The 12,514-nt window shown below is 70.6% G+C and carries 15 protein-coding genes; 6 read left to right on the forward strand and 9 right to left on the reverse strand.

The window, feature by feature from the left end:
• The first annotated feature begins 144 nt into the window (after positions 1–144).
• Both H4N58_RS03220 and H4N58_RS03225 read left to right on the forward strand, forming a co-directional pair.
• Complete coding sequence (locus H4N58_RS03220) at positions 145–1,947, forward strand: acyl-CoA dehydrogenase (protein ID WP_167249045.1); 1,803 nt, start codon at positions 145–147, stop codon at positions 1,945–1,947.
• A 17-nt stretch (positions 1,948–1,964) separates the two neighbouring features.
• On the forward strand, positions 1,965–2,966 hold the full coding sequence (locus H4N58_RS03225; RefSeq protein WP_167249043.1) for a P1 family peptidase: 1,002 nt from the start codon (positions 1,965–1,967) through the stop codon (positions 2,964–2,966).
• Between the two features lie 19 nt (positions 2,967–2,985).
• Here the strand turns inward: H4N58_RS03225 and H4N58_RS03230 are convergent, their stop codons facing one another.
• The 4 genes from H4N58_RS03230 to H4N58_RS03245 all read right to left on the reverse strand — a co-directional run bounded on the left by H4N58_RS03230 (position 2,986) and on the right by H4N58_RS03245 (position 5,621).
• A complete protein-coding gene (locus H4N58_RS03230; protein WP_167001510.1) occupies positions 2,986–3,891 on the reverse strand; it encodes an SDR family oxidoreductase in 906 nt (301 codons plus the stop codon).
• 39 nt (positions 3,892–3,930) lie between these two features.
• Positions 3,931–4,722, reverse strand: coding sequence for a hypothetical protein (locus H4N58_RS03235; protein WP_167249041.1), 792 nt, complete (start codon positions 4,720–4,722; stop codon positions 3,931–3,933).
• Positions 4,723–4,803: 81 nt separating this feature from the next.
• Positions 4,804–5,157 carry a hypothetical protein gene (locus tag H4N58_RS03240; protein WP_167001512.1) on the reverse strand — a complete coding sequence of 118 codons (354 nt, stop codon included), beginning with the start codon at positions 5,155–5,157 and terminating at the stop codon, positions 4,804–4,806.
• Complete coding sequence (locus tag H4N58_RS03245; protein ID WP_167249039.1) at positions 5,154–5,621, reverse strand: MarR family winged helix-turn-helix transcriptional regulator; 468 nt, start codon at positions 5,619–5,621, stop codon at positions 5,154–5,156. Before H4N58_RS03245 ends, H4N58_RS03240 begins: the two co-directional genes overlap by 4 nt.
• Positions 5,622–5,753: 132 nt before the next feature.
• On the opposite strand from H4N58_RS03245, the gene H4N58_RS03250 reads away from it, so the two are divergent.
• From H4N58_RS03250 to H4N58_RS03265, 4 genes are read left to right on the forward strand one after another with little or no spacing between them, the layout of a single operon-like run.
• The gene (locus tag H4N58_RS03250; RefSeq protein ID WP_167249037.1) at positions 5,754–6,668 is read left to right on the forward strand and encodes a hypothetical protein; all 915 of its coding nucleotides are present in this window, start codon (positions 5,754–5,756) and stop codon (positions 6,666–6,668) included.
• Positions 6,669–6,682: 14 nt separating this feature from the next.
• Positions 6,683–6,844, forward strand: coding sequence for a hypothetical protein (locus H4N58_RS03255; RefSeq protein ID WP_182397137.1), 162 nt, complete (start codon positions 6,683–6,685; stop codon positions 6,842–6,844).
• Positions 6,841–6,999 carry a hypothetical protein gene (locus tag H4N58_RS03260; protein ID WP_167249035.1) on the forward strand — a complete coding sequence of 53 codons (159 nt, stop codon included), beginning with the start codon at positions 6,841–6,843 and terminating at the stop codon, positions 6,997–6,999. Before H4N58_RS03255 ends, H4N58_RS03260 begins: the two co-directional genes overlap by 4 nt.
• Positions 6,974–7,264 (forward strand): hypothetical protein, encoded by a 291-nt coding sequence (locus H4N58_RS03265; protein ID WP_167249033.1) that lies wholly within the window; start codon positions 6,974–6,976, stop codon positions 7,262–7,264. The genes H4N58_RS03260 and H4N58_RS03265 overlap by 26 nt, the downstream gene beginning before the upstream one ends.
• Before the next feature lie 21 nt (positions 7,265–7,285).
• Here H4N58_RS03265 and H4N58_RS03270 read toward each other — a convergent pair whose 3' ends face one another.
• The 5 genes from H4N58_RS03270 to H4N58_RS03290 are packed head-to-tail and all read right to left on the reverse strand — an operon-like array spanning position 7,286 to position 12,498.
• On the reverse strand, positions 7,286–8,629 hold the full coding sequence (locus H4N58_RS03270) for an anaerobic C4-dicarboxylate transporter family protein (RefSeq protein WP_167001518.1): 1,344 nt from the start codon (positions 8,627–8,629) through the stop codon (positions 7,286–7,288).
• A 50-nt stretch (positions 8,630–8,679) separates the two neighbouring features.
• Positions 8,680–10,014: a M20/M25/M40 family metallo-hydrolase gene (locus H4N58_RS03275; RefSeq protein WP_167249031.1), complete on the reverse strand. Its 1,335-nt coding sequence runs from the start codon at positions 10,012–10,014 to the stop codon at positions 8,680–8,682.
• A gap of 60 nt (positions 10,015–10,074) precedes the next feature.
• On the reverse strand, positions 10,075–10,623 hold the full coding sequence (locus H4N58_RS03280) for a hypothetical protein (protein WP_167249030.1): 549 nt from the start codon (positions 10,621–10,623) through the stop codon (positions 10,075–10,077).
• Positions 10,623–12,182 carry a WXG100 family type VII secretion target gene (locus H4N58_RS20325; protein ID WP_208322824.1) on the reverse strand — a complete coding sequence of 520 codons (1,560 nt, stop codon included), beginning with the start codon at positions 12,180–12,182 and terminating at the stop codon, positions 10,623–10,625. Before H4N58_RS20325 ends, H4N58_RS03280 begins: the two co-directional genes overlap by 1 nt.
• Before the next feature lie 4 nt (positions 12,183–12,186).
• Positions 12,187–12,498: a hypothetical protein gene (locus H4N58_RS03290; protein ID WP_167001521.1), complete on the reverse strand. Its 312-nt coding sequence runs from the start codon at positions 12,496–12,498 to the stop codon at positions 12,187–12,189.
• Between the last annotated feature and the right edge of the window lie 16 nt (positions 12,499–12,514).

The following is a 12,514-nucleotide window of genomic DNA, read 5'->3' on the forward strand; positions in this document are numbered from 1 at the left end:
CTGGACACCCGCGTCAGTATGAGGGATCGCAACCGGAAGCCGTGCGAGAACCCGCCATGTCACCCCCAGGCGCGTTGTTTCGGTCACAGCGCGTGGAACGTACGCCCTGGCAGTCGAGGTAAGCAAGCGCTTAGTATTCCCCTCATGGACTCCTCTCGCCTCGTCTCGCGCCGCGACCTCGACTTCCTGCTCTTCGAGTGGCTGGACGTCGAGGCATTGACGAGTCGGGAGCGCTATGACGACCACGACCGCACGACGTTCGACGGTGTGCTCGATGTGTCCGAGCGCCTCGCGGCCGAGAAGTTCGCGCCGCTGGCCGCAGCCCTCGACGTCGACGAGCCGCGCATCGGCGACGACGGCAAGGTCGTGCTGCTTCCCGAGGTCGCCGAGGCGCTCGCGGCGTACAACGAGGCAGGCCTGCCGGGCATGTCCTTCCCCTCCGAGCACGGCGGGTTCCCGATGCCGTTCACCGTCCAGCGCGCGGCGTCGCTCTTCTTCCAGGCCGCGAGCGTCGGCGCGCACGCGTACCCATCGTTGGCCGCCGGCAACGCCCACCTGCTCCTCACCCACGGGACGCCGGAGCAGATCGCGACCTACGCCGAGCCGGTCGTCGAAGGGCGCTGGTACGGGACGATGTGCCTGTCCGAGCCCGAGGCCGGATCGTCGCTCGCCGACCTCACGACCCGTGCCGTACGCCAGGACGACGGGTCGTACCGTGTGTCCGGCACCAAGATGTGGATCTCCGCGGGCGACCACGAGCTCGGCGAGAACATCGTGCACCTCGTCCTCGCCAAGACCCCGGACGCGCCGCCTGGGACCAAGGGCCTGTCCCTCTTCATCGTGCCCAAGCTCCTCCCCGACTCCGACGGCGCGCCGGGGGAGCGCAACGACGTCGCGCTCGTCGGCCTCAACCACAAGATGGGCTTCCGCGGCACGACGAACACGCTGCTCAACTTCGGCGAGGGATTCGCGACGCCGGGCGGCGAGCGAGGAGCGGTCGGGTTCCTCGTGGGCGAGGAGGGGCGTGGCCTCGCGGCCATGTTCACGATGATGAACGAGGCACGCATCGGCGTCGGCGCAGGCGCGGTGGCGCTGGGCTACACCGGCTATCTGCACGCGCTCGACTACGCCAAGACCCGCACCCAGGGGCGTCCGCTCGATGCGAAGGACCCGTCGACGCCGCCGGTCCCGATCATCGAGCACCCCGATGTGCGGCGCATGCTGCTCGCGCAGAAGTCGTACGTCGAGGGCGGGCTCGCGCTCATCCTCTACTGCGCGCGCCTCGTCGACGACCAGGCGACCGCGCCCGAGCCCGACGACCGCGAGCGCGCGGCGCGACTGCTCGACGTGCTCACCCCGATCGCGAAGGCATGGCCGTCACAGTGGTGCCTCGCGGCCAACGACCTGGCGATCCAGGTGCACGGCGGGTACGGCTACACGCGCGACTACCCAGTCGAGCGGCTCTACCGTGACAACCGGCTCAACCCGATCCACGAGGGGACGCAGGGGATCCAGGGGCTCGACCTGCTCGGCCGCAAGATGGTCGCGGGAGGCGGCGCCGGGCTCGTGCTGCTCGCCGAGACGATCACCGAGACCGTCGTCCGTGCGCGCAAGGGCGGGGGCGAGGCGGCCACGTACGCCGCCGCGCTCGAGGCCGCGCTCGCCCGCCTCATCGAGGTCACGGGCCTCGCGTGGTCAGACGGCGATCCCGCCGTCGCGCTGGCCAACGCCACCGCGTACCTCGAGGCGGCGGGCCACGTCGTCGTCGCGTGGCTCTGGCTCGAGCAGCTCCTCGTGGCGGCGGGGCGCGACGGTGCCCCGTACGACGGCAAGCGGCTGGCCGCGCGTTACTTCTTCACGTACGAGCTGCCGACGATCGCGCCGAAGCTCGACCTCGTCGCCGCACGCGACCGGACCACCCTCGACCTGGACGTCACGGCGCTCTGACCCGATAGCGTCGTCGGGTGCGTGTCGACGAGCTCCCCCTCACCCTCGGTCCGTACCCGCGCGGCGCCGCCAACGCGATCACCGACGTCCCCGGCGTCCGGGTCGGGCACGCGACGATCGCAGAGGGCGACCTCCGTACGGGGGTCACCGCCGTCGTCCCCGACACCCTGGGCCCCCGTCGGCGCGCGCTGCCGGCGGGCCTGTTCGTGGGCAACGGCTACGGCAAGCTCATCGGCGCGACACAGGTCGTCGAGCTCGGCGCGATCGAGACGCCGGTCCTGCTGACCAGCACACTGTCGGCGTTCCGGGTCGCGGACGCGCTCGTCGGGCACGTCCTGTCGTGGAGCGGGTACGAGGACGTCACGACGCTCAACCCGATCGTCGGCGAGACGAACGACGGGTTCCTCTCGAACATCCGTGCCCGCAGCGTCACGGCCGACCACGTCGTGCACGCGCTCGCGTCGGCACACAGCGGCGCGGTGGAGGAAGGGTGCGTCGGCGCGGGGACGGGGACGACCGCGCTCGGCTACAAGGGCGGCATCGGCACATCGTCGCGCCTCGTCGATGTCGGAGCGCACGCCGTGACCGTCGGGGTGCTCGTCCAGTCGAACTTCGGAGGCGTCCTCACCGTCGACGGCGTGCCGATGCCCGCCGAGGAGCTGCTCGGCCACGCAGGCGTCGAGTCGCCGGGCAACTCGTGCATGATCGTCGTCGCTACCGACGCTCCGGCCGACGCGCGTCAGCTCGACCGGGTCTCGCGCCGCGCCGTCTTCGCGATGGGCCGGGTCGGGGCGAGCTTCTCGCACGGCAGCGGCGACTACGCCCTGGCGTTCACGGTGGCCGAGGAGCGGCCGGCGGAGGACGCCCAGCTCGATCCGCTGTTCGGCGCGACCATGGACGCGGTCGAGGAGGCCCTGCTCAACTCGGTGCTGGCGGCCACGACGACGCGTGGGTTTGGCGGTCAGGTGGCGCACGCCGTGCCGGTCGACGGAGTGCGCTCCCGCCTCGGCCCACGATGACGCACTCGGAGCGCCGCCGTCAGAAGACCGGCTTTCCTCCGGTCACGCCGATCACGGTGCCCGTGACGTAGCTGGCATCGCTCGGGGACGCGAGGAACACGAACGCGGGTGCGACCTCGGCCGGCTGCCCGGCCCGTCCGAGCGGCGTGTCCTTGCCGAAGGCCTCGATCTTCTCCTCCGGCTGCGTCGCCGGCTGGAGCGGAGTCCAGATCGGACCCGGCGCGACGGCGTTGACCCGGATGCCCTCGGGTCCGAGCATCGCCGCGAGGTTGGCGGTGACGTTGTTGATCGCGGCCTTCGTCGCGGCGTAGTCGAGCAGCGTCGGCGACGGGTCGTACGCCTGGATCGACGTGCAGTTGACGACGCTCGCCCCTCGCCGCATCAGGGGGACGGCGGCCTGCGTGATCCAGAACAGCGCATAGAGGTTGGTCCGCATCACGCGGTCCAGCCGCTCGGGCGAGATCGAGGCCAGCCCGTCGCCGCGCGCCATCTGATAGCCGGCGTTGTTGACGAGCACGTCGAGGCCGCCGAGCTCGCCGACGACCTGCGACGGCAGCGACTGCGCGGTGTGACGATCGGTGATGTCGCCGGGCAGGAGGGCGACCTTGCGTCCCTCGCGCTCGACCCACGAGGCCGTGTCCTCGGCGTCGTCCTGCTCCTCGGGCAGGTATGAGAGGGCGACGTCCGCCCCTTCTCGGGCGTACGCGATCGCGACCGCGCGCCCGATCCCGGAGTCACCACCCGTGATCAGTGCACGCAGGCCGGCCAGTCGTCCGGACCCGACGTACGACTCCTCGCCGTGGTCGGGGACGGGGGACATGGCCGTGGTCGAGCCTGGTGGCTCCTGTTGCTGGCGGGGGAAGGCCCCGGAGTCGTTGAGGAGAAGCTCGGCGTTGCGGGCGACGTCGGACTCGATGTTGGTCATGCCGTCCCCGTACCCGGTCGGCGGCGGGCCATGCGGGTGTCACATGCAACCAAGCTTGCCGACGGCGCGGGGCCACCTCTCTACGCGCTCACCGTCGCCGACGAATGCCCAGGCGCCGTCGGCGGACAGCCACAGGTGGTCCTCGCCCCGGTGGAATCCTGTGTCGCGGGCGTCAGGAGGGAGCGCGACCGCCGCCTCGTACGCTCCGGAGAGCAGGGTCGCGACGTGCGGGTCGGGTTCCGGCGCGCGGACGTACTCGGCCTCGTCAATCTCGAGGAACGTCATGTCGTCCCAGGAGCAGTGCGCGGGACCGGCGTACGACTGGACGCGGCGGGTCGAGACCCGTCCGTCTGCGTCGGACCAGATCTCGTACCCCGCCTCCTCGGCGACCTCGTCCGGCAGCTCGGAGTAGTCGCAGCGCGCCCACGACTCCACGTACCAGCCGTCCTGACCGTCGCGCACGATCAGCGCCTGACGCACCCCGCCGTCGTGGGTCAACGTGTACAACGCGCGGCCGTCGTCCTCGCGTACGCGGACGTAGCCCCCGCGCGCACCGAAGACCAGGGCCTCGTCGAAGGCGGTGCGGATCGCCTCGTCGGCGTCGTCGGAGAGGGCGCCGTTGTCGTACGCGCCGGGGTAATTGTTGCCGCCCTCCGCGGGACCGGTGCACTCGACCACATGCCCGGCCGCGCCGCGCTTGCCCGTCGCGCTCAGCGGGCCCTCGTACGTCCCAGGGGCCAGATCCTGCCCGCAGGCGGAGGTGAGGAGCAGCGCGGCGACGGCTGCGAGGCCAGGGGAGCGCGGACGGCGACGACGCAGGGGGTTCCTCACGACGATGAAGTCTCACACGAAGCGACGTCGGTCGGTGCTGATTTGCGGGCGGCGCTCGCAGTGAGTCCCAGCGCGAGAGCCTCAGCGTGAGAGCAGCGTCACCAGTGCGACGACGGTCGGTGCGGCCGCGATCGGGATCCACATCGGGGACCACAGCGAGCGCTTGAGGATGAGCCGCACGCCGACGAACGTGATCGCCGCGATCACACCCGACATGAGCGTGATCGCGATCGCGTCGCCGTGGCGGCCCTGCCCGTCGAGGACGAAGGCCAGGCCGATGCAGCCGAGGACTCCGTGAACGGTGATCGCGAAGAAGCCGATCGCTGCCACGCGGCGCTGGACCTTGCGCAGCGCCGCGAGCTCGGCCTCCCGCTGCTCGCGGGTCTTGCGTGGCGCGGTCGGACGTGGCGGCGTCGGGGTCGTGCTCTCGGTCATGCAGGGCTCCTGGTGGGGACGGGCTCGGTCGCCTTCTGGGCGGCGGAGATCAGTCGGTGGAGGAAGGCGTTCGCCTCGACGAGCTCGTTGGCCGTCATGCCGAGGCGCTCGAGCATCGTGACGGGCACCTTGAGCGCGCGGTCGCGCAGGTCGCGCCCGTCGTCGGTGAGCGAGATCGTCAGCGTGCGCTCGTCGCTGCTCGACCGCTCCCGCGCGATCAGGCCGAGGGCTTCGAGCCGCTTCACCAGCGGGGAGGCGGTTGCGGGCTCGAGGTGCAGGGCGGCGCTGAGGTCCTTGAGCGACTGGCCGTCGGTCTCCCACAGGGCGAGCATCACGAGGTACTGCGGGTGACTCAACCCCAGCGGCTCCAGGACCGGCCGGTACGCGGCGACGACACTGCGGGCGGCGACCGCGAGCGCGAAGCACACCTGGTGCTCGAGGGCGAGCGAGTCGTCGATCTCCATGACATTCAGTGTACGAACGATTAGGGCACTAATTGTTTGGGGGCCTCTGATTCCGCATGAGGGTGCTCCCGCTGGGTATCGGGGGAGTGACTCGTACGTAGGGGGTAGGGACATATGGCCACTCAAGGAACGATGTGGCGAGCGTCCAAGCGCGTTGTCGGAGGGCTCAAGGACCTTCCGCGCAACACCGCATGGCTCGTCTCGAAGGCCGTCAACGTGGACGGCGCCCAGGAGGGCGCGACGCATGCCGCGTCGCAGTCCAAGAACGGTGTCGTCGACCAGGTGCGCCGTGCGACTGCGGTCGTCGCCGACAAGGTCCCGGGGATCGACTCGGTCGAGACACGGCTCACGCGCGCTCACGCTGCGGTCGAGCGGGCACGTGCGGAGGAGCGGGACGCGCTAGCCCATGCGCAGGAGGCCAAGCAGCGTGCGGACGAGGCCAGCGCGGCCGAGAAGGACGGTCGCGAACGCCTCCGCGCCGCGCAGAAGGAGGCGCACGACTATGTCGAGCAGCGCGTGCGGGAGGCACGACGACGTGCCGACGAGCAGGTCGAGGCGGAGCGCCGCGAGGCTGACGGTGAGGCGCAGGCCCGTCTCGAGGACGTCCGCGGCGACGTCGAGCGGGAGGTCGAGAAGCGTCGGGCTGACGCCGACGAGGCTGCCCGCAACGCCCAGCAGCGCATCGACGCCGCGCACGCCGCGATGAGCGAGGCACGCCAGCTCGCCGACGAGGCGACGGAGGCTGCCGACGAGGCGGCCCGGAAGGCGCGCGAAGAGGCCGACCGTCTCGTCGCCAAGGCGGAGGAGCAGGCAGGCGAGGCCGATGCCACTCGCCAGCGCGCCACCGAGGCGCGTGATGCCGTCACGAGGAGCGCGGCGCGGGCGGTCCGTGCCGAGCAGCAGGAACCCGCCACGACGAACCTGTCTCGTCGGACGAAGGCAGAGCTGCTCGACATGGCGGCTTCGCTAGGAGTTTCGGACACCTCCAACAAGAACAAGTCCCAGCTCGTCAACGCCATCCGCCGCTCGTCTCGCAGTCGAGCCTGAACGGAGTGATTCATGTGAAGCTCTTCCACCGCAAGTCGCCATGGCAGCGCGCCGTCGAAAAGGTTCCGGGAGGAAGTGCCCTGCGCGGCGGTGCTCTCACCGCGGCGGGCCTGATCGGTCTTTCGGCCGTCAGCGCCGCCGTGAGCGCGATCCGTGACAAGCAGCGTCCGTCGTGAGGCTGCGGACCCTGGCCGTCTTCGGCATCGGCTACGTCCTCGGGACGCGTGCCGGTCACGAGCGCTACGAGCAGATCGTCGCTGCCGCCAAGCGTGCGGGCAGACGTCTCGAACAGTACGGCGACCCGGATGGCACGGGCGCACGCACGCGATGACGGCGCTCCGACGCTGGCCGACGGCGCCGTCGTCAGGGCTTACGTCGTGGCGCGGCTGCTCGGTGTACGTCTGCTGAAGCTGGAGGCGACGATTCTGCTCGCCCCACCGCCCGGGCCGTCCGCGCTCGAGCAACCGGTGCTCGGCACTGCCCTGCGGGGCGCCACGCCGCTGGCTCCGGTCACGGCGCCGGCGCGCGACGGTGGTCTCCCCGAGGCGCAGCGCCTGCTCGCGGAGGCGCGAGCCGCGCTCGATACCTCACGCTGAGACGTCCTGAGACGGACAGTCTCAGATGAACAGCCGCGAGATCAGCAGCGCCGTCGGCACCGAGACGATCGCCATCACGAGCGTCGGCAGCATGAACGAGTGGTTCAGGACGTACTTGCCGATCTTGGTCGAGCCCGTCTGGTCGATCTCGACCGCCGCGAGCTGCGAGCCGTTTGCCGGGAGGGTCATGACGCCGCCCATGGCCGGGAGGTACGCAGCGAGGGTAGGCGTCGCGATACCGAGGCTGATGCCGAGCGGGATCATCGTGTTGACCGCTGCGGACTGGCTCGTGGTCGCGGCCGCGACCAGGAACAGGCCGATCGCGAGGAACCACGGTGCTTCCTTCGCGATGTCGGTGAGACCGCCGATCACGGTCTCCTCATTGCCGGCGATGAACGTGTTCGCGAGCCAGGCGATGCCGAGCAGGGCGATGATCGCGGTGAGGCCCGACTTCGTGAGCGGGGCGTCGAGCACCGCGCCCGGCTTGACCTTGCCGACGTACATCACGGCCAGAGCGACGACCAGCATCACCATGATGAGCAGCGTCGTCAGCGACAGCGTCTCGGTCTTGCCGTCCACCTCGTACGTCGGCAACAGCTCGTCGAAGGCGCCGAGGATGACGACCACGAGGACGCCGGCGAAGAAGACACCTGCAGCGCGCTTCGCCGTGACCGGGACGTGTGCGCCCTTGACCTCGCCGGTGTCGGCGGCGGGCGGATGGATCAGGCCTGCGGCGAGACGTCGCTGGAACTCGGGGTCGTCCTTCAGGTCGTGTCCGACGCGGCTCTGGATCACCGCCGCGACGATGGTGCCGAGCAGGACCGCCGGGAACGTGATGACGAGGATCTCGCCGAGGCTGAGCGCATCGTCCTGGCCCCCGGTGAGGCCCACGAACGCGGCCATCGCCGCCGCGACCGGGCTCGCCGCGAGCGCGAAGCCCGAGACCGCCACCGACGTCGCGAGCGGACGCTCCGGGCGGATGCCGCGCTCGTACGCGACCTCGTAGATGACCGGAAGCAACGGGAAGATGATGTTGCCGGTGCCTGCTCCGGCGCAGAACGCGAAGGTGATCAGCGGTGCCAGGTAGTTCACGAGCTTCGGCCGTGCGCGGATGACCTTCTCCGCGAGGAACACCAGGTAGTCGATGCCGCCCGCCGCCTGCATCGCGGACGCCGCCGTGATCACGGCGATGATCACCATGATCGCGTCACTCGGGATGCTGCCTGGCGGCGCCCCGAAGATGAAGACGAGGATCAGGACGCCGACGGCGCCCCAGAGACCGAGACCGACGCCGCCGATCTTGACGCCCATGTAGATGGCGCCGACGACGACAAGGGCCTGCAGGATCAGCAGGAAGGTGTCCACGCGCGTACCTCTCGGTAGCCCGGCAAACCGGGGGATGGGGGAAGGAAGTGCTACTCGGCGAGCGCCTGGATGAGGAGTGCCTGAGCGAGTGCCATGTTCTCGATCTCGGAAGGGTCGACGGATTCGTTCGGGCCGTGGATGTTGGCCTTCGCCGCGTCCTCGGCGCCGACGAGGACGAAGTCGGCGGAGGGCGCGGCGTCACGCAGCGTGTCGAGCAGCGGGATCGACCCGCCCGAGCCGACCGTCTCCACCTGCTTGCCGTACGCGGTGGCGAGCGCGTCGCGCATCAGGCCGAAGGCCCTCCCGTCCGTCTCCTGCGAGAACGGCGGGCTGACCTTGTCCTCGTGAACGTCGATCTGGACGTGCCACGGGGCGACGGAGCGGAGGTGGTTCATCAGCTTCTCGACCGCGTCGCGCGGATTCTGTCCGGGCGGGATCCGCATCGCGACGACCGCGCGCGCCGTTGGCTGGAGCACGTTCGACGCCTCGGCCACCGGGGTGGCGTCCATGCCGAGCACGCTGATCGACGGCTTCGACCACAGCCGCGAGGCGATCGAGCCCGTGCCGACGAGGTCCACGCCGTCGAGGACGCCGGCGTTGGCGCGCAGCATCTCCTCGGAGTAGTCGGGGCCTTCCCATTCACCGGACGCGATGCCCTCCACGAGGCAGTTGCCGTCGTCGTCGATGAGCGTCGACAGCAACTTGATGAGTGCCATCTGGGCATCGGGCGCCGCGCCGCCGAACAGCCCGGAGTGGACCGGTTGCGCGAGCGTACGGACCTCGACGACCGCTTTCACGTGGCCGCGCAGCCCGATGCTGAGCACCGGCTCGCCGACCGTCAGGTTGCCCATGTCGGCGACGACCATGACGTCGGCCTGGACACGGTCCGGGTTCGCTTCGACCCACGACTCGAGGTGGCTGATCGTCTCCTCCTCGCCCTCGATGACGATCTTGACGCCGACTGGAGGCTTGCCGTCGAACGCCGCAAGCGTCGCCAGGTGGATCGCGATGCCGGACTTGTCATCGGCGGCGCCGCGGCCGAAGAGCCGGCCGTCCTTCCACGTCGGGGTGAACGGCTCGGTGTCCCAGCCCTGCTCCTTCGGTGCGGGCTGCACGTCGTAGTGCGCATAGAGCAGCACCGTCGGCTTGCCGTCGGGCGCCGGGATCTCTGCCGTGACGGCGGGATAGCCGTCAGGGATCTCGGTGATCTCGGCAGTGACCCCGTACCGGCCGAACGCGTCGACGACATACTGGGACATGGCATGCACAGGCTCGGACGGGAAGCCCGGGAATGCGCAGGATGGGAGGGCGACCATGGCCTCGAGATCGTCGCGGATCTGCGGCATCAATCCTGAGACCTTGGGACGCAGCGTCGAATCATCCATGCGCCGAAACTAGTGCCGCACCGCCAGGTCGGCGCGTCGAGCACGAGGCGCGCGTGAAAGTCAGCTGCGCTCGGGCTCGGGCGTGCAGAGCATGAGGAACTCCTCGCCGTCGCGCGCCGTGATCTCGTCGGCGCTCAGCCACCCCGCGTCCGGGACGTACGTGGCGCCGTCGTCGGCGTGCGCGCCTCCCTCCGCCGCGACCTCGCCGAGCGGCACTGTCGCATGGCCGACCCAGCCCTCGCCCGGACCCACGTCGACCGATAGCTCGTCGAACTCGCGCCAGTCGAACCCGGCGGGGAGCGGCTCGGTGACCGTGAACCCCTCTGGTGCGGTGCCGACCGTGAGCTGCTCCACGGTATGAGGCTGCACCGACTCGGCGACCGTACGGACGATCACGCCGTCGTCGGACGTGAACATCAGGCGGATGCGGGTGACGCCCTCGCAGGGGGGACCGGTCAGGACCTCCAGCGCGCTCGCTGGTGCTCGCAGCGCAGCGACCTTCGGCAGCTCCGGCAGCGGGGCGCCCGCCGGGTCGCACGCGGTGAGTCCGCCGAGGACCGGGGCGAGCGCGGCCGCCACGATCGCTCGACGTGCGAGGCGTCCGTGCATCAGTGGTAGCCGCCGTCGCCCAGGCCGGCGTCCTCCTCGAACGGGTGAGGTTTGTCCTCGAGCGGGCTCCAGTCCCGCACCCACTCGACGAGTCCCTCGCCGAGGTAGCGGTCGAGGAACGGCAGGTGGCCCATCTCGGCCCACTGCTGCGAGTGGCGTTCCTCGTGATGGAGGAGGCGGTCGAGGTCGAGCTGCCCCTCGAACGGCTCGTCGTCGTTCTCGCCCCAGCTGTGGCCCGAGACGATGATCTTGCGCAGCTGCTCGGCGGCGTCATCGCCCTCGGGCGAGTCGATGTTGAACATGAACGTGTCCCCCCAGGCCGTACCGCCCGAAAAGCTGAAGGCGTCCTGGAGCCAGTTGCCGCCCAGACCCATCAGCATCCCGTTGGGTGTCGTCGCCAAGCGGCCGCCGTTGCCGTTCACGAACTCGACGTCGTCGTCGTACGACCACGAGTTGGCTTTCTGACGGTCGATGATGCGCTGGATCTCGGCGGACGAGAACGGCGTGGGAGGGAAGTCGTGGGGGACCCCCGGCTCCAGGCCGTAGTTGCTGCCGGCATTGAGGATGTAGGTCATGAGCACCGCGGCCCGCGCCTGGTCGGCGGTGATCGTGGTCGGCAGGAGGAAGTAGGACTGGTCGCCGTCGCGCACCTCCTCCAGACCGTCGAGCACCGTGAAGTCCTCCGGGTCGATGTCGTGCGTCCGGGCGACATCGACCATCGTGCTCGGCGAGACCCCGCGGCGTGCCGCGTTCTCGAGCCAACGGCGGTAGAGACCGCCGGGCTCGGGGCCGACGAGCAGGCCTTCGGAGCGCAGCCTGTACTCGATGACGTCGGCGGCGCGCGAGGGGTGCTTGCGCGCGTACTCGTCGAGCTGCTCGGGTGTGAGGAACGCGAGGTTGTAGGGGTAGGGCAGCGGTGGTGTCCCGGCGAGATCGTCGTCCACGTCGCCGAGCCGGGCCGGCGGCGTGGTGGTCCGTGACTTCTTGAGCGTGTTGCCGGCAGTGCGGGCGGCGGCCTCGTACTCATCGTGGAGCAGCCTCGCCCGACGGCGACAGTCGGCGAGCCGACCGTCGGCGCCGTTCTTCGCCTTCTGCGCATCGCTGCGCGAGCGCGCGTCGTCGCGCTCGGCGCGGCGGTCCGCCTCTTCGGTCGGTGGGGCCTCCCACGAGGGGCGGGGCTGCGGCAGCCCGTCGAGGGTGCCCTGCGCGGCAGCGCTGTCGGCCTCGGCTTGCGCGGCCTCCTTCTCGAGGCCACGCGCGCGGCGTTGGAACTCCTCGAGGTCGCCGGCCCAGCCGCTGAGCGTGGTCGCGGCCGCGTCGAGGGCGCCGGAGGCATCGACGACGGGTGGCCGCAGGTCGGTGTCGAGCAGGGTGCGGAACTCGGTCGCAGTCGTGCCGCGCCACTCACCCTCGGCTGCGCCCCAGAGCTGGTCGGCGGCCGACGAGAGACTGCCGGCTGCCTGCTTGAGGGTGGCCGCCGTGGCCTCGACCGCGTCGGCGTCGCCCGGGGTCGGATCGAAGCCGAGCGCGGGATAGGACGCCTCCGTGGGTGCGACCATGTCGTCAGTTCCCGCCGGGACGGGAGCTTTTGGCCCGTTCGAGGTCGGCGGCGAGGTCAGCGTCGGTGTCGTCGATGGTCTGCTCCACGTCCTGGAGCGCGGTCACGAGCGACGAGGCGAGCGTCCCGAACTCTGTCACCGCCTGCGCCCAGTCGGTGGCGAAGGTCGCGATCTGCCGGTCGAGGTAGGGCGTCCCGTGGCCGGTGGCGTCGATGCCGCGCAGCCCCTTGGCGGGTGGCTCGAGCAGGGCGGCGACCCCACGCAGACGCGTACGGACCTCCTGCAGCGCGTCGCCGTCGACCACCAGATCTGACACGCGACGACCGTAGCAG

Origin of the sequence: Mumia sp. ZJ1417 (genome assembly GCF_014127285.1) — a bacterium.
In the GTDB taxonomy this organism is placed as follows: domain Bacteria; phylum Actinomycetota; class Actinomycetes; order Propionibacteriales; family Nocardioidaceae; genus Mumia.

Bases quoted from the DNA above. Each gene is read 5' to 3' on its own strand.
- H4N58_RS20325 (WP_208322824.1), bottom strand. From the start codon at position 12,182: ATGGTCGCACCCACGGAGGCGTCCTATCCCGCGCTCGGCTTCGATCCG.
- H4N58_RS03275 (WP_167249031.1), bottom strand. From the start codon at position 10,014: ATGGATGATTCGACGCTGCGTCCCAAGGTCTCAGGATTGATGCCGCAG.
- H4N58_RS03230 (WP_167001510.1), bottom strand. From the start codon at position 3,891: ATGACCAACATCGAGTCCGACGTCGCCCGCAACGCCGAGCTTCTCCTC.
- H4N58_RS03265 (WP_167249033.1), top strand. From the start codon at position 6,974: ATGGCACGGGCGCACGCACGCGATGACGGCGCTCCGACGCTGGCCGAC.
- H4N58_RS03280 (WP_167249030.1), bottom strand. From the start codon at position 10,623: ATGCACGGACGCCTCGCACGTCGAGCGATCGTGGCGGCCGCGCTCGCC.
- H4N58_RS03250 (WP_167249037.1), top strand. From the start codon at position 5,754: ATGTGGCGAGCGTCCAAGCGCGTTGTCGGAGGGCTCAAGGACCTTCCG.
- H4N58_RS03220 (WP_167249045.1), top strand. From the start codon at position 145: ATGGACTCCTCTCGCCTCGTCTCGCGCCGCGACCTCGACTTCCTGCTC.
- H4N58_RS03245 (WP_167249039.1), bottom strand. From the start codon at position 5,621: ATGGAGATCGACGACTCGCTCGCCCTCGAGCACCAGGTGTGCTTCGCG.
- H4N58_RS03240 (WP_167001512.1), bottom strand. From the start codon at position 5,157: ATGACCGAGAGCACGACCCCGACGCCGCCACGTCCGACCGCGCCACGC.